This is a genomic window from Bacillus sp. G16, from assembly GCF_021282335.1.
In the GTDB taxonomy this organism is placed as follows: Bacteria; Bacillota; Bacilli; order Bacillales; family Bacillaceae; genus Bacillus; species Bacillus inaquosorum.
Genome location: NZ_JAJSOZ010000001.1, coordinates 334,832 through 361,018, shown reverse-complemented (window position 1 = coordinate 361,018; position 26,187 = coordinate 334,832). Strand labels below are relative to the sequence as shown.

The following is a 26,187-nucleotide window of genomic DNA, read 5'->3' as shown; positions in this document are numbered from 1 at the left end:
AGCTATTATAAACGGACACAATACAATTATCCCCCGTTTTTCATACATAAAAGCTCCTTGCACTGACGCAAGGAGCTTTTATCGTTTATATAAACATGCCGGCAATGGCTGCGCTGAGCAGATTGGCTAATGTTCCCGCTAGAACAGCCTTCAAGCCTAGGCGTGCGATATCTGAACGGCGGCTCGGCGCTAAACCGCCAAGTGTACCGAGCATAATCGCAATTGATGAAAAATTGGCGAATCCGCATAATGCGAAACTGATAATGGTAGCGGTTTTCTTAGAAAACTCGCCGATGTGCGGACCGAAGTTAGAATAAGCAACAAACTCATTCAGCACCAATTTCTGGCCGATATAGCTTCCTGCCTGCAACGCTTCATGCCAAGGCACGCCAATCAAAAAGGCGATTGGAGAAAACACATAGCCGAGGATAGATTCTAACGTGACGCCTTTTAAGCCGAACAAGCTGAAAACTCCGCCAAGAATACCGTTTACCACGGCGATTAATGCAACGAACGCAAGCAGCATCGCTCCAACGTTTAAAGCAATTTGCAGGCCTGTTGACGCTCCCTTTGCAGCTGCGTCAATGACATTGGCTGCGCCTTCGCCTTCATCCATTTTGAAATCGCTTTTTACGGTTTGGGGCTTTTCCGTTTCGGGTATAATCAATTTACCGAAGACAAGACCCGCGGGAGCAGCCATAAAGCTGGCCGCAAGCAAGTATTCAATCGGAATACCGAGAAGCGCGTACCCAAACAAGGTTGAACCCGCAACAGCCGATAGACCGCTCGTCATAATCGTGAACAATTCAGAGCGCGTCAGCCCTGCAATAAGGGGTCTGATCACTAACGGAGATTCAGATTGTCCTACAAAAATATTAGCAGCAGCTGCAAGAGATTCCGTTTTGCTTGTCCCAAGGAGCTTCGACAATCCGCCGCCAATGACACGGAAAATGAGCTGCATGATTTTTAAATGATATAAAACGGCGATCAGTGCTGAGAAGAAAATGATAACGGGCAGTACACTTAATGCAAATGCCGGACTGTCACCGACTTTCAGAAGCGGTCCAAAAATAAAACTGATGCCTTCATTCGCATAATCAATCAGAAGCTGTACACGGCTTGAAAACCATAAAAAAACAGCGCGTCCCGCTTCCCATTTCAACACGATGTATCCAAACGCCACCTGTGTGCATAAACCAATGATGACGGTTCTTATCTTAATATTGCTTTTCTTTTCTGAAAATAAAAACGCGATAGCAATGATCGCAACTGCGCCGAGCAGTCCCCACAGAACACTCATGAATACACCTACACCTCTTAACATTTTATTTAAAAAAATATCTTTTATACGATAACAATAATATTTTTTGATGTCTACACATTTCTTAGTTCTTTTGTACGACAAAATAAAAAAGGGCCTGTCCAGGCCCTTTTCTTCAAAACATTGGATTTTCTTCAATAAATGTATATATATTCTCAACAAGCTCAGCAGGCGTTTCACCCATGACGACTTCTCCGTTTACAAGAGCGAAAAGCGACTCCATGCATGTCCCGCAGTAGCTTAAGCAGCCGTATTCGAGAACATCCAGGTTTGGGTCCTTCTCCAAAATCGCCCGGGCTTCCTGAGAGCCGTGAGCCAGATTGCTGACACAAAATTCAATCATTGGATTCATGCGGTTTCACCTCACATATGTCCATTATCGCGAATTTTTTACCATTCGTCAAAGATAACAGATTCATCAAAATTTATTATCGTAACATATCATTCCTTGAATAACGTTTTACTAATTTGTGATTTAAGGCTAATTTGTAGGTTATTTTGAAACTATTATTGTGATTTTAGATCAAATTCGATATAATTCTAGATGTTATTTTACATAGTTCGTATTTTCTTCAATGTGTCTATCATACTCTTCGGATTAAAGGGGAATTCAAATGAAAAAATTGGTCTTGATCGGCGGAGGTTACGGGAACATGCGTGTTCTTCATCGCTTATTGCCAAACCAGCTGCCTGATGATGTTTCAATCACGTTAATTGACAGAAATCCTTATCACTGCTTGAAAACAGAATATTATGCCCTTGCTGCAGGCACAATTTCTGACCATCATATCAGAGTGTCATTCCCAGAGCACCCTCGCCTGGATGTCCAATACGGTGATATCTCATCAATTGATATTGCACAAAAACAAGTGCTGTTCCAAGATCGTGAACCGATTTCTTACGATGACGCCGTGATCGGGCTCGGCTGTGAGGATAAATATCACAACGTGCCGGGAGCGCCTGAATTCACCTACAGCATTCAAACCATCGACCAGTCCCGCGAAACCTATCAAAAGCTGAATAACCTGAGCGCTAATGCCACTGTCGCCATTGTCGGAGCGGGCCTTAGCGGCGTTGAGCTTGCAAGTGAATTGAGAGAAAGCCGTGATGACCTGAACATTATTTTGTTCGACCGCGGCAATCTCATTTTATCAAGCTTTCCCGAGCGCTTGAGCAAATATGTGCAAAAATGGTTCGAAGAGCACGGTGTCCGCATCATTAATAGGGCAAATATCACTAAAGTAGAAGAAGGCATTGTGTATAACCACGATGATCCGATTTCTGCAGATGCCATTGTATGGACAGCCGGCATCCAGCCCAACAAAGTCGTCAGAGACTTAGATGTGGAGAAGGACGCACAAGGGCGTATCGTATTAACGCCTCATCACAATATTCCTGGTGATGAACATCTGTACGTAGTCGGCGATTGCGCCAGCCTTCCTCATGCACCGAGCGCCCAGCTGGCAGAGGCTCAAGCAGAACAGATTGTCCAAATCTTGCAAAAACGCTGGAATGGAGAAGCCCTTCCAGAATCAATGCCGCAGTTCAAGCTGAAAGGCGTTCTCGGTTCACTCGGTAAAAAAGCCGGCTTCGGTCTTGTTGCTGACCGCCCGCTGATCGGCCGTGTTCCGCGTATGCTGAAATCCGGCTTGCTGTGGATGTACAAACACCATAACGGTTAATGATAGAGAAGAACCGCTGATCATATCAGCGGTTTTCTGCATACCCATGCTTCTCCATTTCCTCATAAACGTCTTTTAATTTCGGATTGCCTTCACCGACAATTTTGTCTTCTACGAGCACAAGCGGATAAAAATACTCGTCATTTCTGATTTTCTCCGCAAGCTCTTTCGCATGTTCATTGTCAGGCGGCTCATGAATATCGATGTATTGCATCATAAAAGGCTGATTTGGATATTTTCTTTTCAGCGCTGCCTCAAGCCATTCGTATGTATCCTTGGTCGTCGGCATATTGACACAGCTTGCACAAATGGTTTCTGCCCCGTACACGCTGAGCATGACTGGTTTTGTCACTGATAAACCCTCCTTCTCCTTTCTATTCAGTATACAGAGCCAAGAGACATTTTTATAGAAAAAAACCGTTTTTGTGTTCAAGTCTGAATGTGCTATAATAGGGAAAGCAACTTTGCAAACCAAACAATAGATTTTTATTGTTACACTGAATATAATGGTTTTATGACGACGAAAGGAGCGAATGTCATGACTGAAGTTGAAATGAAAGAACAGGTGCAGGAAGTACTGGACAAACTTCGTCCGTTTTTACTTCGTGACGGCGGTGACTGTGAGCTTGTAGACGTAGATGAAGGTATCGTAAAGCTTCGTCTTCTAGGCGCATGCGGCAGCTGCCCAAGTTCAACAATTACGCTGAAAGCCGGAATTGAACGCGCTCTTCTTGAAGAAGTGCCGGGTGTCGTTGAAGTAGAACAAGTCTTTTAATAAAGCAGCCAGGCTGATATTTCCATCAGCCTGGCTTTTTTTTTAGAGATATTGATCATACCATGAGCTGATATAATTCAGGCGCTTGATCCGCTGTCCCGGGTGACCGCTGCGTGACAAATTGTGCGATGCTTTCGGAAAACGGACGAACATGGTTTCCTTGCCCATTTTTTTTAAGGCAATAAATAGCTGCTCAGCCTGCTCGATCGGGCACCGGTCATCTCGCTCGCCATGCAGAATCAAAAGCGGTGTCTCGACATTTGCTGCGTACTTTATAGGGGAACGGTCCCAGAGCTTTTCTGTGTCTTCAAACACGTCATGCTCAAGCTGCCAGTCTGTGAAGAAGTAGCCGATATCACTGACGCCGTGAAAGCTGATCCAATTTGATATGGAGCGCTGGGTGACGGCAGCTTTAAAGCGGTTCGTCTGCCCTACGATCCAGTTGGTCATAAAGCCTCCGTAGCTTCCTCCCGTGACACCGAGCCGCTTCGGATCAATCTGCGGATCTCGTTTGATAGCCTCGTCCACAGCCTGCATCACATCCTCATAATCCTTTCCTCCATAATCTCCTCTGACGGCATTCACAAATTCCTGCCCGTAGCCGTGGCTTCCTCTCGGATTGATATAAACTACCGCGTACCCTTTCGCCGCCAGCACTTGAAATTCATGAAAATATGTATTCCCATACATCATGTGCGGTCCGCCGTGTATGTTGAGAATAAGAGGGTATGATGTCTCATCTTCCGCCTGTGCAGGCTTCATCAGCCAGCCGTTCACCGTCACGCCGTCTTCTGTGACAAATTGAATATCTTCAGGTATTGAAATCGCATGCTCGCCGACAAACTTGTCATTCGCGCCAGTCAGCCGTTTCTCTTCCTGCCCAAGCGGGATGCTGTATAGCTCGCTCGGTCTGTCCGGCTTTGTCACACTGGCAATAAAGTGTTGTTCGTCAGGTGAAATGGAAAAGCTATTGATGTACTCTTTTTCGAGACGAATCGGATACACAAGGCCTTCAATCGAAATATAATAGATTCCCGTGCTGCCTTGATCTGTGCCGATAACATAAAACCCTTGGCAGTCTTTCGTCCAAACCGGGTGCTGTTCGGCACCTCCGATCAATGAATCTCCAATCAGCGCATCCGCTAAATGAACGTCCAGCATCTCAGTCAGACATGTGAGGCGGTCTTGTTCGATATCATAGAGCCACGCCTTTTCGAGCGTTGCATTATGATATTCCTTTTCATGCCCAAGCAAAGCAAGATACCTTCCGTCCGGTGAAAATGAGCTTGGTCCGAATGAGCCGCGATGAGGTGTAATCTGTTTAAGATCTCCAGACTCCAGCGACATGATATAAACATCATGCGGCTTGCTGGCATCATCCGTCTCAGTCAAATTAGCTGAGAAAATAAGCCATTTGCCATCAGAAGAAAAAGCAGGGTCGCCATGATCGGCTTTGTGATTTGTCAGCTGCTTCACCTTACCAGACTTCACGCTGACAAGCACAAGCTGGGCATACGCACCTCTCGTCAGCCCTTTGCCGTCCCTTTTATAGGATAGACCCTGCACTTCAATGGGTTCAAAGCTGTCCGGCTCCGTTTTCTCTTGGTCATCAATACTTTCCCCCTCTCCCAAACTGACAGTGACAAGCACCGATTCGCCATCCGGGGACCATATTGGTTTTGACACGCCATACGGGATATCAGTCAGTTTTCTCGCTTCTCCGCCTTCAGCGCTCATGATATACAGCTGTGCCGCATCGCCTTCACGATCAGATATAAAGGCAAGCGTGCGCCCGTCCGGAGACCATCTTGGGGCAGTGCTCCGCTTTTTTCCGTGTGTCCAAGGAACAGATCTGCCCGTTTTCGTTTCATAGATCCATATATTTGATGTATACGAATCTTTCTCTTGGTTCACTTGTGACTTCACATATGCGGCACGGCTGCCGTCTGGGGCATATTGAGGATCGGTCACAGAGACAATCGCTGTGATGTCTTCTGCGGTTATCAGCTTTTTCATTTTCATCTCCTCCTTTTTACAAGTATTTCGTTTTTCTAAATAAAAACTCCTTTATCTCCATCAGAAAAAAAGCGCCCTCCGCTGACGCTGAGGAACGCTTGGCATGATCTATACACTTTTTACTTGATATAAAGGATTTCGCTCTATTATACTTCCCTCTTTCGGAACGGTCAAAGCGTCAACTTCACAATGAGGGAAATGAAGCGCGAGCTGTTCTTTCAGCTCTTCTCCCTTTCCTTTTTCAGTCATGACGAGAATTGTCGGGCCTGCCCCGCTGAGAGCCGTTCCATAGGCGCCCTTCATCTCGGCGACATGTTCTACCTTGGACAACTCAGGGACAAGCATCGCCCGGTACGGCTGATGAAACATATCCTTCTTCATGATTTTCCCGACGAGCGACCAATCCTTGGACATGATCGCAGCGATGAGTATATTGCTGACGGCGCTAGCTTTTACGGCGTCGGCATATGGAAACTCTTTCGGAAGCACGTCTCTTGCGTCTCTTGTCAGCACCTCGTAAAAAGGAATGACAACGACAACGTCAATGTCAGCATCCGGGACGCGGATCATTTGTGTCTCGTCTTCTTCATGCAGGCCAATGACAAGTCCGCCAACGAGAGAAGCGCCCGCATTGTCCGGATGTCCTTCTTCAAGACTGGCTAAATGCAGCTTGTCCGCTTCAGACAGCTTTAAGCTGCATAATTCATCAGCCAGTTCAATGGCCGCTACAATCGCCGCGGCGCTGCTGCCAAGGCCGCGTGCGAGCGGAATGTCGCTCCACACCTTCACATGGACAGGCGGCATTTCTTTGCCGTACAAATCTGCTGTCCGTTTTGCCACTTGATAGATCATATTATCTGTACCCGCCGGAATTCCGGCGACTGTTTCTGTTTCAGCTTCAAAAGACCATTTGTCGCTTTCAAAGACGGTCAGCTTCAAATATCTGCTGAGCGCCATTCCGACTGAATCAAAGCCGGGGCCTAGGTTAGCCGTGCTTCCGGGAACAGTGACAGTGAACAGCATGTCGGCTTCGTTCATACACGGGCCGCTCCTTTTACATATTCAAGGATGCTGTCTTCATCAGTCGGCAATGTGACAGGCTTGATTTCCGAAATGTCGACCGCTGTGTTCGGATCTTTCAGTCCGTTTCCTGTTAACACAGCAACGACCTTGCTGCCTTTCGGTATTTCTCCGGATTTCACCTGTTTCAGCACTCCTGCGATAGACGCGCAAGAACCCGGTTCTGCAAACACGCCTTCTTCACGGGCGATCAACTGATACGCGTGAAGAATTTCATCATCAGTGACTTCGTCAATTTTCCCATTGGATTCCTCAGCTGCTTTTACAGCTTTGTCCCAGCTTGCCGGGTTTCCGATACGAATGGCCGTTGCTATTGTTTCGGGATTTTCAATTACTTCATTGCGCACGATTGCTGCCGCGCCTTCCGCTTCAAAGCCGCGCATTTTCGGAAGGCCTGTGCCGTTTTTCTTATGATATTCCTTGAAGCCCTTCCAGTACGCAGTGATGTTTCCCGCGTTTCCGACCGGGATCGCTAACACATCCGGCGCTTCTCCCAGCTGCTCGCACACTTCGAAGGCAGCTGTTTTTTGGCCTTCTATGCGGTAAGGGTTAACTGAGTTGACAAGGGCAATCGGTGATTTCTCACAGATGGAACGGACAATTTTAAGCGCATCGTCAAAGTTTCCGTCAATTGCAATAATCTCGGCTCCGTACATGACAGCCTGAGCGAGTTTACCAAATGCGATTTTGCCGTTCGGGATGATGACGATGCATTTCATGTTAGCGCGGGCTGCATAAGCCGCCGCAGCAGCGGAAGTGTTTCCTGTTGACGCGCACATAATCGTGTCGTTGCCTTCTTCTTTTGCTTTCGCCACAGCCATGACCATTCCGCGATCTTTAAATGATCCCGTAGGATTGACGCCTTCTGTTTTGACATGAAGTTCAATTCCGAGCTGCTCAGACAGCTTCGGCAGGTGAATAAGAGGTGTGTTTCCTTCATGTAAAGTAAGCGCCGGTGTTTGATCTGTTACAGGTAAAAAATCTTTATATTGATGGATAAGTCCTTTCCACATTAGCTCCAACCGTTCCCTTCTACACGATATGTGCTTTTGACTTCTTGAACGACTTCCAAATCATTTAGGTTTTGCAGGATATCACTGAAATCAGCTTCAGATGTATGGTGTGTCACAATCACGATTTCTGCCAACTCATCATGGCCTTTAATCGGCAGCTGAAGGATCTTTTCAAAGCTCACGCCCCGTTCTGAGAACACAGACGTAATTTTCGAGAATGAACCGACCTCATCTTTTACATGAATTCTTAAAAACTGCTGTGCGTAAATGTCAGACGGCGATTTCATATTTTTCTCATATTGCGGCCCAACAAAGCTGTTGCCGGTTACGCCAAGGCGCATATTTTTCATGACAGCGACAAGGTCAGAAACAACAGAGGTCGCAGTCGGCATGCTTCCGGCTCCCGGTCCGTAGAACATCGTCTCACCGACAGCCTCGCCGTATACATAAACGGCGTTAAATTCATTATGAACAGCAGAAAGCGGGTGGTGGTCAGGAAGCAGTGTCGGCTGAACACTGACTTCAATTTTGCTGCCGTCACGCTGAGCAATCCCGATCAGCTTCATCGTATAGCCGAGGCGTTTGCTGAAGCTGATGTCCTCGTCTGTAATTTGGGAGATCCCCTTTACTTTGACGTCTTCCAGATCCACGTTCATTGAGAAGCCGAGGCGCGCCAATATCGCCATTTTCCGTGCGGCGTCAAGCCCTTCCACGTCTGAAGTCGGATCAGCTTCGGCAAAGCCGAGATCCTGCGCTTCCTTGAGCACTTCCTCGTAAGGGCTTTTTTCTTTAATCATTTTTGTTAAGATAAAGTTCGTTGTTCCGTTCACAATCCCCATCATTTTTGTAATCCGGTCTGATGAGAGACCTTCCTCTAACGTACGCAGAATCGGAATCCCGCCGGCAACACTGGCTTCAAAGTAGATATCACAGCCATTTTCCTTCGCTTCCGCAAGCAGCTCAGAGCCGTACACAGCCATTAAATCCTTGTTTGCTGTGACAACATGCTTTTTCGATCTCAGCGCGTCGAGCAAATATTGTTTTGTCTGTTCAACTCCGCCGATCACCTCGATGACGACATCAACATCTGGATCATCGATGACATCATACACTTCGGTCGTGAGCACTTCCTTTGGCAAATCTACTTCTCTCTTTTTCTCTAGATCTTTTACAAGCACTTTTTTTATCGTAACCGGACAGCCGACCTGATGCATCAGCTTATCCTGATGGTCTTGAATAATTTTAACGACACCGCTTCCGACGGTACCTAAACCTAAAAGCCCTACACGAATCGCTTTCAAAAAAACTCCACCTTTCTATTGATTGTCCTCTTGAAAAAGACAATTGTTAACTCAACACAGACATATAAGTTACAAACATTATATAAGCCCTCTCCTGTTTTGACAAGACAGCAATCGGCTGAATTTTACGAATGTAAACGCTTAACACATTGATATGACAAGATTCTTTATTTTCTAATTATTTTTGTCAGATTTTCTCCTCACCCTGGGCTGCCTTTGCCGAGCCAGCTCACGCGGGGAACAAATGGTTTCTGCGCCCGCATATTCATGAATTCCTGCGCTGTATTGAGAAATTGCTCATAGCGGCCGCAGTCGCTAAGAATGAAGTCAAGCTGCTCTTCATAATAATGCTTTTCTGATTCTGACGACATGTAGTAGCTCTCCACGATTTCAAAATAATGAAGCGGGAAGAGCAGGCGGCTGTACAGAAGACGTTTCGAAAACGAAGACAGCGGCGTGACCTGCCCGTATTCCTGTAAAAAGAGAAAGCCCTGCTGATTAAAATCCTGTCTGTGATGCAAAAACGTATGTCGCATATATTCAGCCAAATCGCGTGAGGCGTGGTCAAAAACCCAATCCGCCGGAATCCTAAGCAAGGATTCGGATGACCATGTATGTCTTTCCATCCGCTGATGGCATATCGTTCCTGAATCAGCGGCTTGGGGCTTGTCATCCAGCTCAGTGTCCACTAAATATTGTATCGCGTTTTCTGACAGACCTAAATAATATGGAAATGACTCGATCATTTTTTTATCGAATGGCTCGTGCGGAGGGGTATGAACCTTCCGCTGCCAAAACGCTTCCAGCTGATCAATGCGTTTTCCCCACAGATCCTTCCACTGGCCGATTCTTCCGGCTGCCTTCACTTCATACGGATACCCTCGGCCTTTTCGGTGAAATTCCGCCAGCTCCGCTCCAATGGAGAACGCCCGGTTTGAAACAGGGGGTGCCGCCTTCAGCAGAGCGTACGTTTTTCCTTCATGTTCAAACGTTAGCTCACCTTCTTTTGTAAAGATAAAAACCGAAACGTATGGGTCACTTTGTTCTTGTAAATACTGACTCATGTAATAAAGCTCCGCCAGTTCCGCATCTGAGAATTGGGAAACGGGGACAATCAGAAAGAATGAATTCGGCGTCTGAAAGCATTGATATGTGTGCTGGTACATGGAAAGCTGCCTGATATGAATACCGTATTTTTCTTTTATTGTACCTTTCACAATGATCACCTGCCTGTAGAATTAGGGCTCATCACATCGTAGTCATACACGTCCGGAATTATGAATACATATTTTAATCCGACGAAGGCGCAAGAAAAAGTCGTAAACATCTCAAACATTTTGTATAAACTAGTAAAAAAGATTGGGTGAAGCTGATGTCAGAAAACGAACAAATCAGTCAGATGGAAGCAAAAGCAAGAGCACGGATGAAGGAGCGCGGCGTTGAGGTGTCAGACATTGCCGAGCTTGTCTTTTTTCTGCAGAAAAAATATCATCCGGATTTAACCATTGATGAATGCACGTTGAACGTCAATCGCGTTCTCGCAAAACGCGAGGTGCAAAATGCGATTTTAACGGGCATTGAATTGGATGTTCTTGCTGAGCAGAAAAAACTGTCTGAACCGCTGCAAACGATGCTGGAAACAGATGAGAGCCTATATGGAGTAGATGAAGTTCTGGCATTTTCCATCGTGAACATTTACGGATCGATCGGGTTTACGAACTACGGCTACATCGACAAAGAAAAACCCGGAATCCTTACACATTTGAATGATAAATCAACCGGCGAATGCCATACCTTTCTAGATGACATCGTCGGTGCGATTTCCGCCGCGGCCTCAAGCAGGCTCGCACACCGCGCGCGGCACACAGAATAAGGGCACCCTTTTGGGGTGCCCTTTTTTAAATGTATGGAATCCATTCAGTCAGAGAGTCAATGGCATAAGTCGGTTTTTCCATATCGTCTGTCATATGCTCTCTTTTCGTTACGCCTGTGTGAACAAGCAGCGTATCCATACCGGCGTTAATGCCGGCCATAATGTCCGTCGCGTAGTTGTCGCCGACCATGAGTGTTTCCGACACATCTGTGCCGAGAACGCGCATCGCCTGCTCCATAATAATTGATTCCGGCTTGCCGATAAATACGGGCTGTACGCCTGTCGATACGGTTAATACAGATGTCAGTGAGCCGTTTCCAGGCAGAAGGCCTCTTTCAGTCGGTATCGCAATATCTCCGTTAGTGGAAATAAAGCGGGCGCCATTTCTGATTGCAAGGCAGCCGACAGCAAATTTTTCGTATGTAATGGACCGGTCAATACCAACAACGACAAAATCCGCGTTTTCCTCGCCAAACGTCAGGCCGTTTTCTTCAATCGCCTGGCGGATGCCTTCTTCCCCGATCACATACACAGACGCGTCTTTTTTCTGCTGGGCAATATGCTGGGCAGTCGCCATGCTTGTCGTAAAGACCTGCTCTTCTGTTGCCGGAATATCAAAAGACATAAGCTTGTCCGCCACCTGCTTCGGTGTGCGCGAAGAGTTGTTTGTCACGAAAAGATAAGGAACGCCGCGATCTTTCAGCGTTCTGACAAATTCACACGCTTCCTCGATTTTTTCCGTGCCATTGTACATTGTTCCGTCTAAATCAATTAAATACCCTTTATATGTTTTCATTTCCAACACTCCAGTTGTTATTTAAACGCGGAAACAGGACCAAGCTCTGTTTCCAAGTAGCTTCTGATTCGTTGCGGGAAGTCTTGCAGAGCTGTCTGATGTGCCGTAATCAGCCTGTAAAGCTCGGCGCTGTCAGCGAGCAGGTACTGCTGAACCAATGTTTTGCGGTAGGCGATCAATTTTTTGAGCTCAGTTCCCTCTTGTTCTGTGACAACTTTTTCATCAACAAGTATGTCCATAATGTCATCATAGCTGCCCGGGTCCCGCATAATAAAACCGTCAATCATGTCATTGCCTGTATCCAGAATGCATTCGATTAGCAAATGGCCTATACGCTGAAGCGCCAGTCCTCCGATTTCAGACTGCCAGTCTGTTTGTGAGTTAAAAAGCGCCAGCTGGTGCTCAAAGAACCCAAGTGTTTGCTCGATCTTGTTTCTGTCAACAAAATACATGACAGCATCCCCTTTGTGTATGTTTATTTTCTGATCCGTTTCAAGACAAAATACGCACAGCCGAAATTGCAGTATTCGTAAATGTATTCATCTAATGTACTGATTTTCGTTTCGAAGGTTGCCTTTTGATTCTGGTCGTCAAAGAAGCCCTTGAGCCTAAGCTGACCGTATCCCCAGTCTCCCACAATATAATCGTATTTATTTAAAATATCGGAGTAGCGGGCTTTAAAAGCCTCTTCGTTGAAGCCGTCTTTGAAATTGTGCACCAATTCAAATTCGGCATTTTGAATAAGAATCATGATCTCACCTCTTTTTCACTCATTCCTATCATAATTCATTGCCCCGTCCCCATCAATTGCTAAAGAATAAATCATGCGATTTGGCTACCCTACACATAAGGAGGGATTTATAAATGAAACCAACCGCTGTCAGCCTCTGCCTGTTGGCCGGTCTTTTATCCGGATGCGGAGGCGCAGGATTAGATAATGCCGAGCAAAATGTCCAAAACCAGACGCGGAATCAAACCAGGCCCATTCATGTGTCTGACCGCAACGAGGCTTTTAACCGGCATGATGAGAACGAACAATTTGGCTATGTCCGTTATCAAAAAGAACAATTTGACGGCGAACAGCAGGAAGCACCGGTGATGAATCGGGAAGAAACCGCTCACATCATATCAAGTTTAACGGTTCAGCTCCCTCATATTCAAGATGCTGCCACACTGGTGACCGATCGAGAAGCGCTTGTCGTGTACAAAACCGATTCCAAAAACCGCGGGCTGACCGCCGATCAGGTGAAGAAAACGGCGGCTTCTGTGATACCGCGATACTATCATGTCTATATTTCTGATAATCCAAACCATATGCAATCCATCGAAAATTACAGCAATCTCGGTTCCGGTTCAAGGGATATTAGAGAGATCATGTCGGGGACGATTCAAGAAATGAAAACCTCCCCTCAAGGAAGCCCTGTCTCAGAGAATGAAAATGCCAACGGAGAAACCCGTCAGGACATGAAAATCGATAGGAATGACAAAAACGCCAGATGATCTGGCGTTTTGGCATTATGCTTGTGCTTGACGCTTTTTAGATGCTTCGTTCACCTGTTCATCCGCATGGTAAGATGAACGGACAAGCGGACCGGCTTCGCAGTGGCTGAAGCCTTTTTGCATTGCGATTTCCTTTAATTCTGCAAATTCATCAGGGTGATAGTATTTTTGGACTTTTAAGTGTTTCTTTGTCGGCTGCAAATATTGGCCGATTGCCATAATATCCACGTTGTTTGCCAAGAGGTCGTCCATGACTTCAATAATCTCTTCTTTCGTTTCGCCGAGTCCGATCATGATGCTTGATTTTGTCGGAATGTCAGGCTGCATTTCTTTCGCACGGCGCAAAAATTCCAACGAACGGTCGTACGTCGCACGCGCGCGAACTCTTGGCGTCAAGCGGCGAACCGTTTCGATATTGTGATTCAGGATGTCTGGACGTGTATCCATTAAGGTTTTCAGGTTATCATAATTTCCGCCCATATCAGACGGCAGCACCTCAATTGTTGTGAACGGGCTTTTTCTGCGGATCGCACGGACAGTTTCCGCGAAAATGCCTGCTCCGCCGTCTTTCTGGTCGTCACGCGCAACAGCCGTAATGACCGCGTGTTTCAGATTCATAAGCGCGACAGAATCCGCTACGCGTTCCGGCTCTTGCAGATCAAGCTCAGTCGGAAGGCCCGTTTTGACAGCACAGAAACGGCATGCTCTTGTACAAACAGAACCTAAAATCATAAATGTCGCTGTACGTCTGACCGCCCAGCATTCATGAATATTCGGACATTTTGCTTCTTCGCATACGGTATGCAGGTTGTTTTCCCGCATGAGTTTTTTGAGGCCTGTATAGTTTTCATTTGTATTTAATTTGATTTTGAGCCATTCGGGCTTTCTGAGGTGTTCGTCTTTCTTTGCCAATTCCCATCATCTCCAATATCCAATATACTCAATTTCTGACACGAAACATTCTGAAAACGAGAAAGGTATTTCTGCAACAAAAATAATGTTTTTCTAACTAAAGAAAGTCTTTTCTCTAGACACTTTAACATAGGAAAAATTTCTCGACAAGGGAAGATGATTACTGACATTTTTAAGCCGGCTTGCCGCAAACTATGTGTATTCAATATGAAAGGAGATTATTTTGTGAAAGTTTTGTTAACCGCTCTTCTTCTCCTTTTGTTTGCGCTTGAGCCTTATGCGTCTGGAAAAGAGCTTTCAGATCCAGTGCTGTCGAAACGGATGGAATTATATCATAAAGTCGAGGCTGTGACGCAGATTCCTTGGTATGCGCTCGCCGCTGTAGATCAATACGAGGAAAATGTGCGGAGCAACCGAAAAGATCTGCCTGACAAAGCGGGAATCATCAGCATCTATATACCGGATGAAATTTGGAGCGGGCCTGAAAACCCGAATCCGAAAGACGATGCGCCGTTAAGCATTAAAGTGTTTGACGGAATCGGAATGGATGGTGACGGAGACGGGAAAGCCGAGGTCAGCAATGATGAAGATATTTTGTATACGTTCAGCCAATACTTGCTGTCGTATGGCACAGATGAGGACAACATCCGCATTGGGCTTTGGGATTATTACCGGCGTGATCAGACAGTGGGGATCATATCTGAATTCATGAAGCTGTTTAAAGCCTACGGCCATATTGATCTAGGCGAGCATGCGTTTCCGCTTCCGATCAGAACCGATTACAGCTATCGCAGCACGTGGGGAGATGCCCGGGGCTTCGGGGGGAGACGGATTCATGAAGGCACGGATATCTTTGCCCATTACGGCCTTCCTGTCAGATCCACCTGTTACGGGGTAGTTGAAATGAAGGGCTGGAACCGCTTCGGAGGATGGAGAATCGGCATTAGAGACATTAACAATACGTATCATTATTTTGCCCATCTTAATGGGTTTGCCAAAGGGATTAAAACCGGACAAATTGTTGAGCCCGGGCAAGTGATCGGATCAGTCGGCAGCTCAGGATACGGCCCGCCGGGAACCGCTGGGAAATTCCCGCCGCATCTTCACTACGGCATGTACAAAGATAACGGAAAAACCGAATGGTCGTTTGATCCATACCCGCATTTGAGAGCGTGGGAGCGGTATGAATACAGAAAAAAGAAATAACAAAAAGCCGCCTCTTCGACAGGCGGCTATTTGCTGCTTTTTTCATTTTTCGATTCGGCACTGTCCTCTTCTTTGCTGCTTGGAAGCTGGACAGAAGGCGTGACTCCCGAGGCGCCGCTTCCGTTATAAAACTGCGGCACTTCGCCCTGCACTGCTTTAATCGATACAGGCACATTATTTGTGACGACAGCGGTTTTGCTTGCGAACGGAATAATGACCTTCACTTTAATTTCAACAAAGATGCTGATATCAATAAGTGCATTATTTATGCCATACGGCTTGATTTTGGTTTTGACATCTGTAAAAGCGTCACCGATTAAATTGAACCGGACCGGGATTTTCGGGCCGAGGTTTCCGAGGAGGCTGTTGCCGGTTACCTGCCCCAGCGGAATGTTGATCATAATATTTTCACTGGCGCCGCTGTGTCCGGTGTGGGTTTCCATCTCTTTCAGATGAGCCTGAAGCTGCTTTGTCACTTTTGTTTTCACACTGTTTACAACCTGTGTATTAAAATCGATTGTCGTTAAGTTTCCGTTTTCATCAGAATTCATTTGAAACATATCTTTCATATTCTCACTGTCAGACATATAATCCTCAATTGAATCCTGGATCACCTCTGTCGCCACACGCTTCGTTTCCATCTCGCCGATGCTCATTAAAACAGGTTTAATCGAGCCATTGATCATCCAAAGGCTAACTGTTGTTGACAGGATAAAAAAGACAACTGACAAGAGCAGCACGTAACGGAAAGGCAAAGGTCCTCTCTTGCGAAAAGGGCCGCGATATCTTGGCAAGAAAATCCCCCCTTACATATCACAATGTATGCTTGTAAGAGGGGACATAGTAATAGCCGGGCCAAATTTTTATTTCACCATTTTTAAAAGCGCTTCTCTTCCGCTCATGCCGGCATGGATGCCGAGATCTTCCGCGGCATGCGTGACGGATTCTAAAGGTGCGTCTAACAGCTGGTCAATTGTTCGTACACCAACTGCGCGCCCCGCCACAATGCCCCGCTCCTTTAATTTTTCATTCAGCAGCGCCACATCAAGCGCGCCGCACATAATGTATCCGTGATCATTTGTGACGGCCATAAAATTCGTTTTTGGAAGCTTCACTGTCACAGCTGTAAAAGGCTGTCCTTCTATCATGATTGGTGTCAAATTTACCACGTCAACCACTCCCTTCAATCATCACTTTATGATGAAGGGCACAGCTTGTTGTGGGCTGACTGCCTTATTGCGCGAGCTTCCAAGCGAGCAGATCCCGCAAAAATTCAGGCATAAAATATTCTTTTTCTGCGGCGTCGCGGATGATCGGAAACATCCTGCCGAGCGTAAACATGTCGAGAACCGCAACAGAGTATTGTTTATGTTTTTCAATCTCTTCCCCGTTCAGCGTGATCCGTGTGACATGCGTGATTCCGTCATCCAGGCGTTTCGTTTCTACATCAACACCAGCGTACACCATTTTTCCCATCACTTCTCCGCGGAAGCCAAGCCCTTTGATCCGGAGCTGCTCCATTTGTTCTGAAGCGGCATGGACAATGGTCTCTTTGAGTTCTTCTCCCGTCAGGCGGACAGCCACCGGGTTAATCGGGTGAGGACAGATGCGGTGCAGATCCAGCTTCGTCACTGGACCCGCTTTCAGCGGACCGAGAATGACACCGGAATTCACCATACTGATGTCCGTCCCGCACCATTCCTTTAACGCGTACGCCAGAAGCAAAGGCAGCTCTGATTCTTCAAACCACTTCACCTCAGCATCTTGTGCAAGCTCCGCAACGGCATCGGACAGCTTCTCCTCGGCTTCACGTTCTTTCTCATTAAGAAACGCTTTAGTTTCGGCGGATTCTCCTGGCCATTCCGCCATGTTCTGCACAGACGCTGTTTTGCTGATGATGCTTCGCTGTACACTGTCCACCGTGATTTCTACACAGCCGACATAATGCCCGTATTTCTCTGCGCTGGCAAGCAATACACCGTTTACTACTTGTCCATCTTCAAGCAAATGATGGGTGTGCGATTCGAGGATCACATCAATCTCAGGTACCGCTTCAGCCACTGCCTGATCATCAAGAATGCCTAAATGCGACAGCAAAACGATGATATCAGCCTGCCCTTTCACTTCCTGAATGGTTTCCTTTATGCTTTCAAGAGCATCAGTTACCGTCCATCCCAGCTTGTCATAAACGGGATAATAAGGCACAGTTACGCCTAAGAAAGCAATGGACATACCGTTTTTCAATGATTTGATATGGTAAGGAACCGCCCAGGACGGACGGTTTCCTGTTTTGTCATACAGATTGGAGACGATAACGGGAAATTCAGCATGATCATATAGTGCGGCGAGCTCTTCATGCGGAAGCGTAATCCCTTCGTTATTGCCGATCGCCGCTCCATCAATGTGAAGACGGTTTAAGAGATCAACATTCGCTTTTCCGAATGTCGCCTCTGTCACGAATTGAAAACGATCAAGATGATCGCCAATATCAAAAACGAGCGTCTCTTCGCTGTCTGACTGATGCTCTTTTCTTTTCTGCTCGATATAATCTACAATTTTCGGCCAGTTTTCAAAATGGCTGTGCAAATCATTTGTATGATATAAGCGGAGCTTCTCCTTCATATTATCTCTCCCTAATCGTTCAGCTGAAAATGCCTTCATAAATGAGCTGGCAGCCGATCAAGATCAGTACGATCCGCATGATCATAACGATCGTTTTCGTCTGCATTTTCCTATTGATGGCGGCGCCAAGCTTTCCGCCGAACCAAGCGCCGGGCACCAGCGCTAGGGCATACAGCCAATTGACGTGCCCGGAAATAACATGTGAAACAGACCCTGTCATAGAGGACAGGAAAATAATAAACATGGACGTTGCCACCGCAACCTTTGGGGGGAACAGGAATAACAGCATCATCGCCGGAACCATCAGCGAACCGCCGCCTATTCCGAAAAGCCCGCCTAAAAAGCCGACAACAAAGGCAATCGCAATGCCAATAGGAGCCTGATATGAGTACGTATAAGGCTCACCGGCATCATCCTGAAATATCCGAATAATCCCTTTGTGCGCTTTGTTGATCGGCCGGGCTTTCGCTTTCAGCATTAAGGATAATGAAATAAGAATCATAAAAATGCCAAACCATACGGAAAACGAGTTTGAATTGAACAGCTTTGACACGTAAGCCCCGATAATGCTGCCGGGACCTGAGCCAATAAAGAAAATGAGACCGCTCTTATAATCAACGGTTTTATATTTAATATAAGCCAAAGTTGAAGAAAGACCCGTAAAAATAATGACCAAAAGCGAAGTTCCAATCGCGACCTGCGGCGTCACATCCTGAAACAGCGGCGTCACTGTGCTTAAAAACATCAGAGACGGCACGATGACAATTCCGCCGCCAAGCCCAATCAGACTTCCCACCGTACCTGCGATTAATCCCAGTACGGCCAAAATCACAAACGACATCAATCAAAACCTCTTTTCTAAAATAAATCGAGCTGTCTCGGAGCAAGTCCGCTGTACTCGATATCAAGCAGTTCAAGCATTTGCTTGCCGTTATCCGCGGCGTCTCCGCCGGAATTGTTATTGAACAGGACAAAAACATCCTTACATTGCTGCTGCAATTCATCCAGGTGCTTTTTCCAATCCTCCAGCTCCTGTTGGTTGTAGCGATATAAGTACCTGACCTCCCGCCAGTTTTTCCCGCCATCAGGCTTCATCCAGCCCTGCTTGTTGCGTCCGTGAAACCTGACGAGCGTTTTGTTTTCATCGGTGGCGCGCAAAACAGTCGGAACGCTGCCTTCTCCGATTTGCGGTTCATCACAAACACTGTGAATCCAGCCTTCCGCTTTCATAAATGAAAGCGTCTGCTCATAAAATGGCGGCGAGAACCAGGAGCGGTTTCTGAATTCAAGCGCACAAGGGATATCTCCCATTTGATGCTTGCACCACCTCAAATAGGCGACATTCTCCTTCTTGCAGTCAAACCACGGCGGAAATTGAAACAGCACCATGGCAAGCTTATTGCTATGTAAATATGGCGTTAAAGACACCTTAAACGCTTCAAACATCTCCTCTTTTGAGTCAAAGGGAATTTCGCCGCGCTGATGCCCCGTCATGCCCTGATACGCTTTCACGATAAATTGGAAGGTTTCCGGCGTTTCCTTCACCCACTTTTCATTATTGCGCGCCGGCTGAATCGCGTAAAAGCTCGCGTCTAATTCAACGATCGGAAAATGGGAGGAATAGGCCTGCAATTTTTTCTGGCTGGCCGTTTTCGGCGGATAGATGCTGTCATGATCCCCCCATCCCGTCAGTCCGATATAAATCACAATCATTCACCTCTCTCCCAGTTTATCACACGTGTTTTCAGGTTTCCTCGGAAATGCTGTTCATATGGCGGGAAAATGCTGAACGGAGTTGCTGGTATTGTTCCTCATTCGTATCTAAAAACGCCTCTTCTCTTGAGGAAGGAATATGCTGATATTCAATAGGCGCCTGAAACTGTTCACTCGTAAAATCGTACATCACGCCATTGATGCTGTTATAAAAATGCCAGCTCTCACCGACTTTTGTTTTGAAAATGGCTCCGCCGAAATGATCCTGAATCACCAATGCCGTCACACCGCATTGGCCGCATGACGGGCATTCTTCCGTCCATTTAGAACTCGTATGGCGCGACCATGATTGCTTCAGTATGTATTTGACATGTTCCATTGCCTCCGCCTCCCTTTTAAAAAAGATACCACGTTGATTGAATTTTAAAAACAAGAACAGCGGAAATCAAAAAACCCGGCGGTAAATATCGCCGGGTTTACGAAGGAACGACCAACGCTCCGTCAATTCCGCTGACTTTTTCCCCATCACTGTACACGCACAGTCCTTTGCTGTAAGTGGCCGAAATGCGGCAGGGAAATGTATGGCCTTCGTAAATGCTATGCTTATGCTTTGCAAACATCGATTCTTTTGTGACAGTGTACGGCTCCATGCTGACAAGCACAAAATCGGCATCACACCCCGCTTCAAGCCGTCCTTTTTGCTGAAGGCCGAATCGTTTTGCAGGGGCCGCCGCTGTCCATTCAGCGATGTTTTCAAACGGAATCTGATGCTCAAGCGCCAGTTCCAGCATTCCTAATAAAGTGAACTGCCCGCCGCTGATTCCGCCCCATGATAAAAACAGATTGTCCTCCCGCTTCAAGGACGGACGGCAAGGGGAATGATCGGAGGAGACCATGTCAATGTGCCCCGCCATGAGCGCCTCGATCAACGCCTCCTTTGATCGAGGCGCTCGGAGCGGAGGCGCGCATTTTGCGACAGAGCCTTTTTCCCGTAAATCGTCATGGCTGAACAAGACATAATGCGGGCATGTTTCGACCGAAACATCAAGCCCTTCCTGTTTCGCCTCTCTGATCAGCCGGACCGCTTTCGCCGTGCTGATATGGACAAAATGGACCGGACAGCCTGTCACCTTCGCATACTGAATCGTGCGATACACCGCTTCAGCTTCGGCTTCCTCCGGGCGGGAGGCGGCGTACGCATCCGCATCCACTTTTCCTTTATTGGCCAAGACCATCTGCAAATAGCTTGTGATCGCGTCGCTCTCAGCGTGAAGAGCGAGGATTTTTCCTGCAGCGGCGATTTCTGTCATGCCTTTGAGCAAGGTCCTTTCGTCAACAGAGCGGAACTCGTCTGTGCCTGATTTTGATAAAAACGCTTTAAACCCGATCGCTCCCGCTTCAGCCATTGGGCGGATGTCCTCGATATGGCCGGGCACAAGGCCGCCCCATAGCGCAAAATCCACGACTGATTTTTGCCTGCCAAGTTCAGCTTTTGCGAGAAGATGTTCTGCCGTCACAGTTGATGGAATGCAATTGAGCGGCATATCAAAATAGGTGGTGCATCCGCCTGCTGCCATCATCTGCGAACCTGTTTCAATCCCCTCCCAATCCTCTCTGCCCGGTTCATTGAAATGAACATGGCAGTCTATCGCACCAGGAAACACGTATTTTCTATCTGCCTGGATCATTGCTGCCCCGCTTGCTTCAATGTCTGAACCAATCTCGGCAATGACACCGTTTTGAACTGCAATATCAGCTTCTTTAACGCCATCTGGCGTAACTGTCTTCGCACCTTTTATCACCAAATCGTAAGCCATATTGATCCCTCCATGTTAGGATAACGATTTTTCATGTCAGTTTATGTAACACAATCAGTTCTATTTTCAACAGTTTACTGCTACTATGATCGTATTACATCAGCAAAACCGCTAGAATTCCTATTGAAAATTATTCATCTTAACCAATGTTTTTTATAGAAAAGGAGAGTGCTCTATGAATATTTTTGATGTGATGAAAATACCGGCTTATGAAAACGCCAATTTAGTCGCGGGAAAAGCAGGAGGAGAAAGAGAGGTTCAGCATGTCAATATGATGGACGCTCCGGATATCGCAGACTTTCTGCATAAGAACGAATTGCTCGTCACTACCGCGTATCACCTGAAGGATACCCCCCACCAGTTATCTGAACTGATTCGGCAAATGGCAAAACGCGGCTGCGCGGGCCTCGGCATTAAAACAAAGCGTTATCTGGAGGATATCCCGAAAGAAATCATCGAACTGGCTGATTCATACGCGTTTCCGATCATCGAGCTCCCGGAACACATCCGCCTTGGCGATATTGTGAATGCAACACTCAGCCACATTCTCGATATGCGTTCTAACGAGCTGCAGCAAGCCATTTACGCGCACAAAAAATTCACAAACCACATTATGAGCGGCAAGGGGCTGCAATCTCTCCTCAAAAAGGTGTCAGACCTCCTTCAGCTTCCCGTGCTGCTTCTTGACCAGCATGCCAAAATGCTCTCTGCGTCCCATCAGATTTCAGTTGAGACCGAAAAGCTGAAAGGCACCCTGAATACCGTATCCGGGCCGTTTTTCACTTGTTTCTCTACGATCTCGGATCAAAAAACGTATTCTGTCCTTCCGATTTATAATCACGAAAAAAACTGCGGCTACCTGCTGATACCGGACATGGTGCAGGCCGGCGACAAAGGGTTGATTCTCACGATTGAACAAGCGGCCAACGTGATTTCCTTTGAACTGCTGAAGGAAAATGCGCTGAAGCAATTTAGCCGGCGGGCGCGCAATGAGTTTTTCAGCAATTTTATTGAGCGGTCATTTTCTTCAGATGATGAAATTAAAAACCGGGCGAAAGAATTCAAGCTGCGCTGGGATCAAAAATACATGTGCATTGCCGGAAAACTTGACCGTAATGACGAATCAATCAGCTTTACAGAAAATCAGCTCGCCTCCGACAGCGTATTCGAATTTCTTGAAGGCGAATTATCGGCCTTCCCGTTTCCGCCCCACCTCTTTATTAAAGGAAACGTCGGCATTATTCTGATCGAAGCAACAGACAGCTGGAGTGAAATGCACGCCTCGGTGATCAGCTTTTTAGAGCAGTTCCAATCACAGGTGAGAGCCCAATTTAAACGGACCGTGTCCTTTGGGATCAGCAATATATGCCAAAAGCTCATTGATGTTCCCGACGCGTTCACAGAGGCTTCTGATGCTCTGCAATCGGGGCATTTGTCAAGAAGCACGGAGTTTATTCAGGTGTATCACGCCAAAGATGTCCCTGAGCTTCTTCGCCTGCTCCCGGTTGAGGATTTGAAGAAATTTTACAACTCCACGCTTCAAAGCCTCGCTGAAAAACAGCAGGAGGATCAAAGCCTCCTTCATACACTGTCCGTCTATTTAGAGACACACTGCCAAATTTCCGAGACGGCAAAGCGTCTATATGTTCATCGTAATACTGTCATCTACCGCCTTGAAAAATGTGAGGAGCTGCTCGGCAAAAGCTTAAAAGATCCTGAGACGACGATGCGTTTACGGCTTGCCTTACGGATGCAGCGGCTGATCAGCTAACGTTTGTCACATTCTCTTACAAACCGAATCGTTTTTCGTCACTTTCAGCAATAACACCTGTCTTTTTCGGCTACTGTATCCAATGACACCCGACAATCGGCACGCTATCATGTTACTAAAGTTCACATTTAAAAGGAGGGGCTATAGTGAAACAAAGATCGTTTGCGGTGTTTACTCTTGGCCTTCAGCATGTGCTGGCTATGTATGCAGGTGCGATTTTGGTGCCCCTGCTTGTCGGCAGGGCGCTGAATGTAACATCTGAACAGCTGTCTTACCTATTGGCGATTGACCTGTTAACGTGCGGCGTCGCGACGCTTTTGCAAACCTTGCGCGGAGCATACATCGGCATCGGGCTTCCCGTCATGCTTGGCAGTTCATTTGTAGCCGTCACCCCGATGATTGCAATTGGCGCGAATTACGGCATTCACGCGATTTACGGTTCAATCATCGCGGCTGGTGTGTTTACCTTTTTGTTTGCGCGTTTTTTCGGCAAGCTGACCGTGTTATTCCCTCCTGTCGTAACAGGAACCGTTGTCACCTTGATCGGCCTTTCTCTTGTTCCGACAGGTGTGAAAAATATGGCTGGCGGCAGCGCCAATCCCGAATACGGTTCGCTCGAAAACCTTCTTCTCTCTGTCGGCGTCCTTATGCTGATCCTAGTCCTCAACCGCTTTCTCAAAGGATTCGCCCGAACGCTGTCCGTTCTGATCGGAATCGCTGCCGGGACAGCGGCAGCAGCCATCATGGGCAAAGTCAGCTTTTCTGCTGTCGCCGAAGCCCCGTTCTTTCAAATTCCGAAGCCATTTTACTTCGGAGCCCCTTCATTTGAAATCGGTCCGATCTTAACGATGCTGATCGTTGGAATCGTCATTATTGTAGAATCAACCGGCGTTTTCTACGCGATCGGAAAGATATGCGGCAGACCTTTAACCGAAAAAGATCTTGTCAAAGGCTATCGGGCGGAGGGAATCGCCATTCTCATCGGCGGGCTGTTCAACGCCTTTCCCTATAACACCTTTGCGCAAAACGCCGGCTTATTGCAGCTGACGAAAGTGAAAACGAGAAATGTCGTCGTTACCGCAGGCTGTATCCTTGTCTGTCTCGGACTGATTCCGAAGATTGCCGCCCTTGCTTCAGCTGTTCCTGCAGCTGTGCTTGGAGGCGCGACCGTTGTCATGTTCGGCATGGTGATAGCGTCCGGCGTCAAAATGCTCAGCACAGCGGATCTCACAAATCAATATCACCTCCTGACCATCGCATGCTCAATCGCACTCGGCATCGGCGCCAGCACGGTGCCCGGGATTTTCGCTGAATTCCCCGCTCCAATCCGGATTCTGGTCAGTGACGGCACCATCACCGGAAGCCTGACCGCCATCTTTTTGAATCTATTTTTCAGCTTGCGCGGAAAAAAAGAAACAACAGCGCAGAAAACAGAACTTCCGGTATTAGACCATACACTTGCATTAGAAAAAGAGGTGTAAAAAGACATGAAGGAACAGTACAATTCCTTTCAGCTAATGATGCTCGGATTTCAGCATATGCTTGCCATGTATGCCGGAGCGATTCTCGTTCCGCTGATCGTTGGAGCGACGATCGGGCTGAATGCAGGGCAGCTGACGTATTTAATTGCGATCGATTTGTTCATGTGCGGGACGGCGACTCTTTTGCAGCTGTGGAAAAACCGGTACTTCGGCATCGGCCTCCCCGTTGTGCTCGGATGTACGTTTACCGCAGTCGGCCCGATGATTTCCATTGGCAGCACATATGGTGTCTCAGCGATATATGGAGCCATTATCGCCGCAGGGCTGATTGTCGTCTTAGCTGCGGGCTTTTTCGGAAAGCTTGTCCGTTTTTTTCCGCCTGTCGTGACCGGCTCAGTCGTCATGATCATCGGCATCAGCCTGATTCCAACAGCAATGAATAACCTGGCCGGGGGTGAAGGAAGCAAAGACTTCGGCACACTGGACAACGTGCTCCTCGGGTTTGGGGTCACAGCTTTTATCTTATTGATGTTTTATTTCTTTAAAGGCTTTATCCGCTCCATCGCGATTTTGCTCGGCCTTATCGCAGGAACGGCGGCCGCATTCTTCATGGGAAAAGTCGATTTTTCTGACGTCATGGAGGCGTCCTGGCTTCATGTTCCGTCTCTGTTTTATTTCGGCCCGCCGACCTTCGAGCTGCCGGCTGTTGTCACGATGCTCCTCGTTGCCATTGTAAGCCTTGTTGAATCGACAGGTGTTTACTTTGCGCTCGCTGATATCACAAACCGCAGGCTGTCAGAGAGGGATCTGGAAAAGGGCTACCGGGCGGAAGGCCTTGCGATTGTGCTGGGCGGCTTATTTAACGCGTTTCCCTATACCGCCTTCTCGCAAAATGTCGGTATCGTTCAGCTTTCAAAAATGAAAAGTGTCAACGTCATCGCGATTACAGGAATTATGCTGATGGCGATCGGACTGGTTCCGAAAGCCGCAGCATTGACAACAGTGATTCCAAACCCAGTTCTCGGCGGCGCGATGATTGTCATGTTCGGCATGGTCATTTCTTACGGGATCAAAATGCTATCCAGCGTTGACTTCGATTCGCAGGGCAATCTGCTGATCATCGCCTCTTCCGTCAGCTTAGGGCTCGGCGCCACAACAGTTCCCGCGTTGTTTTCGTCTCTTCCGGGCGCCGCCTCAGTCTTGGCAGGAAGCGGAATTGTGATCGGCAGTTTGACGGCAATTGCACTGCACGCTTTTTTTCAAACCAAACAGCCGGATGGCGCTGAAATGAAAACGTAAAGGAAGATG

27 protein-coding genes are annotated in these 26,187 nt (G+C 47.2%); 8 read left to right on the top strand and 19 right to left on the bottom strand.

The annotated features are described in order from the left end of the window. Positions 1-85 precede the first annotated feature (85 nt). Both LWH95_RS01815 and LWH95_RS01810 read right to left on the bottom strand, forming a co-directional pair. Positions 86-1,300 carry a NupC/NupG family nucleoside CNT transporter gene (locus tag LWH95_RS01815; protein WP_019259367.1) on the bottom strand — a complete coding sequence of 405 codons (1,215 nt, stop codon included), beginning with the start codon at positions 1,298-1,300 and terminating at the stop codon, positions 86-88. A gap of 136 nt (positions 1,301-1,436) precedes the next feature. After that, positions 1,437-1,673 carry a YuzB family protein gene (locus tag LWH95_RS01810; RefSeq protein WP_003222913.1) on the bottom strand — a complete coding sequence of 79 codons (237 nt, stop codon included), beginning with the start codon at positions 1,671-1,673 and terminating at the stop codon, positions 1,437-1,439. A 262-nt stretch (positions 1,674-1,935) separates the two neighbouring features. On the opposite strand from LWH95_RS01810, the gene LWH95_RS01805 reads away from it, so the two are divergent. Beyond that, positions 1,936-3,003, top strand: a complete 1,068-nt coding sequence (locus LWH95_RS01805; RefSeq protein ID WP_003240960.1) for an NAD(P)/FAD-dependent oxidoreductase — start codon at positions 1,936-1,938, stop codon at positions 3,001-3,003. Between the two features lie 25 nt (positions 3,004-3,028). On the opposite strand, the gene LWH95_RS01800 is transcribed toward LWH95_RS01805, so the two are convergent. Further along, positions 3,029-3,355, bottom strand: coding sequence for a YuzD family protein (locus LWH95_RS01800; protein WP_232918835.1), 327 nt, complete (start codon positions 3,353-3,355; stop codon positions 3,029-3,031). An 87-nt stretch (positions 3,356-3,442) separates the two neighbouring features. On the opposite strand from LWH95_RS01800, the gene LWH95_RS01795 reads away from it, so the two are divergent. After that, complete coding sequence (locus LWH95_RS01795) at positions 3,443-3,778, top strand: NifU family protein (RefSeq protein ID WP_010886606.1); 336 nt, start codon at positions 3,443-3,445, stop codon at positions 3,776-3,778. A 42-nt stretch (positions 3,779-3,820) separates the two neighbouring features. On the opposite strand, the gene LWH95_RS01790 is transcribed toward LWH95_RS01795, so the two are convergent. From LWH95_RS01790 to cotNH, 5 genes are all read right to left on the bottom strand, one after another. After that, positions 3,821-5,794, bottom strand: a complete 1,974-nt coding sequence (locus LWH95_RS01790; protein ID WP_232918834.1) for a S9 family peptidase — start codon at positions 5,792-5,794, stop codon at positions 3,821-3,823. A 108-nt stretch (positions 5,795-5,902) separates the two neighbouring features. Next, on the bottom strand, positions 5,903-6,832 hold the full coding sequence (gene thrB / locus LWH95_RS01785) for a homoserine kinase (protein WP_232918833.1): 930 nt from the start codon (positions 6,830-6,832) through the stop codon (positions 5,903-5,905). Then, positions 6,829-7,887, bottom strand: coding sequence for a threonine synthase (thrC, locus tag LWH95_RS01780; protein WP_232918861.1), 1,059 nt, complete (start codon positions 7,885-7,887; stop codon positions 6,829-6,831). The genes thrB and thrC overlap by 4 nt, the downstream gene beginning before the upstream one ends. Continuing rightward, positions 7,887-9,188: a homoserine dehydrogenase gene (locus LWH95_RS01775; RefSeq protein ID WP_003240951.1), complete on the bottom strand. Its 1,302-nt coding sequence runs from the start codon at positions 9,186-9,188 to the stop codon at positions 7,887-7,889. Before LWH95_RS01775 ends, thrC begins: the two co-directional genes overlap by 1 nt. A gap of 200 nt (positions 9,189-9,388) precedes the next feature. Beyond that, positions 9,389-10,408: a spore coat-associated protein CotNH gene (cotNH, locus tag LWH95_RS01770; RefSeq protein ID WP_232918860.1), complete on the bottom strand. Its 1,020-nt coding sequence runs from the start codon at positions 10,406-10,408 to the stop codon at positions 9,389-9,391. 152 nt (positions 10,409-10,560) lie between these two features. Here cotNH and LWH95_RS01765 point away from each other — a divergent pair, with 152 nt between their 5' ends. After that, positions 10,561-11,061, top strand: a complete 501-nt coding sequence (locus tag LWH95_RS01765; protein ID WP_003240947.1) for a phosphatidylglycerophosphatase A family protein — start codon at positions 10,561-10,563, stop codon at positions 11,059-11,061. A 25-nt stretch (positions 11,062-11,086) separates the two neighbouring features. Here the strand turns inward: LWH95_RS01765 and nucF are convergent, their stop codons facing one another. Genes nucF through LWH95_RS01750 form a run of 3 tightly spaced genes read right to left on the bottom strand, consistent with a single transcriptional unit; the run spans position 11,087 to position 12,608 of the window. After that, positions 11,087-11,857 (bottom strand): 5' nucleotidase NucF, encoded by a 771-nt coding sequence (gene nucF / locus LWH95_RS01760; protein WP_003240945.1) that lies wholly within the window; start codon positions 11,855-11,857, stop codon positions 11,087-11,089. Between the two features lie 17 nt (positions 11,858-11,874). Continuing rightward, positions 11,875-12,309 carry a DUF86 domain-containing protein gene (locus LWH95_RS01755; RefSeq protein ID WP_003240943.1) on the bottom strand — a complete coding sequence of 145 codons (435 nt, stop codon included), beginning with the start codon at positions 12,307-12,309 and terminating at the stop codon, positions 11,875-11,877. Positions 12,310-12,332: 23 nt separating this feature from the next. Further along, entirely contained in the window at positions 12,333-12,608 is a 276-nt protein-coding gene (locus LWH95_RS01750) for a YutD family protein (protein WP_003228682.1), read from the bottom strand. A gap of 113 nt (positions 12,609-12,721) precedes the next feature. On the opposite strand from LWH95_RS01750, the gene LWH95_RS01745 reads away from it, so the two are divergent. Next, entirely contained in the window at positions 12,722-13,357 is a 636-nt protein-coding gene (locus tag LWH95_RS01745; protein WP_003240941.1) for a YhcN/YlaJ family sporulation lipoprotein, read from the top strand. A 15-nt stretch (positions 13,358-13,372) separates the two neighbouring features. Here the strand turns inward: LWH95_RS01745 and lipA are convergent, their stop codons facing one another. Next, complete coding sequence (lipA, locus tag LWH95_RS01740; RefSeq protein ID WP_003222888.1) at positions 13,373-14,269, bottom strand: lipoyl synthase; 897 nt, start codon at positions 14,267-14,269, stop codon at positions 13,373-13,375. Positions 14,270-14,494: 225 nt separating this feature from the next. Between lipA and lytH the strand changes: the two genes are divergently transcribed. Then, the gene (gene lytH, locus LWH95_RS01735; protein WP_019259376.1) at positions 14,495-15,475 is read left to right on the top strand and encodes an L-Ala--D-Glu endopeptidase; all 981 of its coding nucleotides are present in this window, start codon (positions 14,495-14,497) and stop codon (positions 15,473-15,475) included. A gap of 26 nt (positions 15,476-15,501) precedes the next feature. Here the strand turns inward: lytH and yunB are convergent, their stop codons facing one another. The 7 genes from yunB to LWH95_RS01700 all read right to left on the bottom strand — a co-directional run bounded on the left by yunB (position 15,502) and on the right by LWH95_RS01700 (position 21,627). Beyond that, positions 15,502-16,269 (bottom strand): sporulation protein YunB, encoded by a 768-nt coding sequence (yunB, locus tag LWH95_RS01730; protein ID WP_019259377.1) that lies wholly within the window; start codon positions 16,267-16,269, stop codon positions 15,502-15,504. Positions 16,270-16,338: 69 nt separating this feature from the next. After that, positions 16,339-16,644, bottom strand: a complete 306-nt coding sequence (locus tag LWH95_RS01725) for a YunC family protein (protein WP_019259378.1) — start codon at positions 16,642-16,644, stop codon at positions 16,339-16,341. Positions 16,645-16,708: 64 nt separating this feature from the next. Then, entirely contained in the window at positions 16,709-18,097 is a 1,389-nt protein-coding gene (locus LWH95_RS01720) for a bifunctional metallophosphatase/5'-nucleotidase (protein ID WP_060399416.1), read from the bottom strand. Positions 18,098-18,116: 19 nt separating this feature from the next. Then, positions 18,117-18,938 (bottom strand): sulfite exporter TauE/SafE family protein, encoded by an 822-nt coding sequence (locus tag LWH95_RS01715; protein WP_133486144.1) that lies wholly within the window; start codon positions 18,936-18,938, stop codon positions 18,117-18,119. 17 nt (positions 18,939-18,955) lie between these two features. Then, a complete protein-coding gene (locus tag LWH95_RS01710; protein ID WP_029316899.1) occupies positions 18,956-19,804 on the bottom strand; it encodes a DUF72 domain-containing protein in 849 nt (282 codons plus the stop codon). A 37-nt stretch (positions 19,805-19,841) separates the two neighbouring features. After that, positions 19,842-20,189 carry a YunG family protein gene (locus tag LWH95_RS01705; protein ID WP_133486142.1) on the bottom strand — a complete coding sequence of 116 codons (348 nt, stop codon included), beginning with the start codon at positions 20,187-20,189 and terminating at the stop codon, positions 19,842-19,844. A gap of 97 nt (positions 20,190-20,286) precedes the next feature. Next, complete coding sequence (locus LWH95_RS01700; protein WP_232918832.1) at positions 20,287-21,627, bottom strand: allantoinase; 1,341 nt, start codon at positions 21,625-21,627, stop codon at positions 20,287-20,289. A gap of 175 nt (positions 21,628-21,802) precedes the next feature. On the opposite strand from LWH95_RS01700, the gene pucR reads away from it, so the two are divergent. The 3 genes from pucR to pucK all read left to right on the top strand — a co-directional run bounded on the left by pucR (position 21,803) and on the right by pucK (position 26,178). Further along, a complete protein-coding gene (gene pucR / locus LWH95_RS01695) occupies positions 21,803-23,398 on the top strand; it encodes a purine catabolism transcriptional regulator PucR (protein ID WP_232918831.1) in 1,596 nt (531 codons plus the stop codon). Positions 23,399-23,544: 146 nt separating this feature from the next. Beyond that, positions 23,545-24,879, top strand: a complete 1,335-nt coding sequence (gene pucJ, locus LWH95_RS01690) for a uric acid permease PucJ (RefSeq protein ID WP_232918830.1) — start codon at positions 23,545-23,547, stop codon at positions 24,877-24,879. Between the two features lie 6 nt (positions 24,880-24,885). Further along, complete coding sequence (gene pucK / locus LWH95_RS01685; RefSeq protein ID WP_232918829.1) at positions 24,886-26,178, top strand: uric acid permease PucK; 1,293 nt, start codon at positions 24,886-24,888, stop codon at positions 26,176-26,178. Positions 26,179-26,187 lie beyond the last annotated feature (9 nt).

Coding starts and splice junctions, on each gene's coding strand:
- LWH95_RS01815 (WP_019259367.1), bottom strand. CDS start 1,300: ATGAGTGTTCTGTGGGGACTGCTCGGCGCAGTTGCGATCATTGCTATC.
- LWH95_RS01810 (WP_003222913.1), bottom strand. CDS start 1,673: ATGAATCCAATGATTGAATTTTGTGTCAGCAATCTGGCTCACGGCTCT.
- LWH95_RS01805 (WP_003240960.1), top strand. CDS start 1,936: ATGAAAAAATTGGTCTTGATCGGCGGAGGTTACGGGAACATGCGTGTT.
- LWH95_RS01795 (WP_010886606.1), top strand. CDS start 3,443: ATGTGCTATAATAGGGAAAGCAACTTTGCAAACCAAACAATAGATTTT.
- LWH95_RS01790 (WP_232918834.1), bottom strand. CDS start 5,794: ATGAAAAAGCTGATAACCGCAGAAGACATCACAGCGATTGTCTCTGTG.
- thrB (WP_232918833.1), bottom strand. CDS start 6,832: ATGAACGAAGCCGACATGCTGTTCACTGTCACTGTTCCCGGAAGCACG.
- thrC (WP_232918861.1), bottom strand. CDS start 7,887: ATGTGGAAAGGACTTATCCATCAATATAAAGATTTTTTACCTGTAACA.
- LWH95_RS01765 (WP_003240947.1), top strand. CDS start 10,561: ATGTCAGAAAACGAACAAATCAGTCAGATGGAAGCAAAAGCAAGAGCA.
- nucF (WP_003240945.1), bottom strand. CDS start 11,857: ATGAAAACATATAAAGGGTATTTAATTGATTTAGACGGAACAATGTAC.
- LWH95_RS01755 (WP_003240943.1), bottom strand. CDS start 12,309: ATGTATTTTGTTGACAGAAACAAGATCGAGCAAACACTTGGGTTCTTT.
- LWH95_RS01750 (WP_003228682.1), bottom strand. CDS start 12,608: ATGATTCTTATTCAAAATGCCGAATTTGAATTGGTGCACAATTTCAAA.
- LWH95_RS01745 (WP_003240941.1), top strand. CDS start 12,722: ATGAAACCAACCGCTGTCAGCCTCTGCCTGTTGGCCGGTCTTTTATCC.
- LWH95_RS01720 (WP_060399416.1), bottom strand. CDS start 18,097: ATGAAGGAGAAGCTCCGCTTATATCATACAAATGATTTGCACAGCCAT.
- LWH95_RS01715 (WP_133486144.1), bottom strand. CDS start 18,938: ATGTCGTTTGTGATTTTGGCCGTACTGGGATTAATCGCAGGTACGGTG.
- LWH95_RS01705 (WP_133486142.1), bottom strand. CDS start 20,189: ATGGAACATGTCAAATACATACTGAAGCAATCATGGTCGCGCCATACG.
- LWH95_RS01700 (WP_232918832.1), bottom strand. CDS start 21,627: ATGGCTTACGATTTGGTGATAAAAGGTGCGAAGACAGTTACGCCAGAT.
- pucR (WP_232918831.1), top strand. CDS start 21,803: ATGAATATTTTTGATGTGATGAAAATACCGGCTTATGAAAACGCCAAT.
- pucK (WP_232918829.1), top strand. CDS start 24,886: ATGAAGGAACAGTACAATTCCTTTCAGCTAATGATGCTCGGATTTCAG.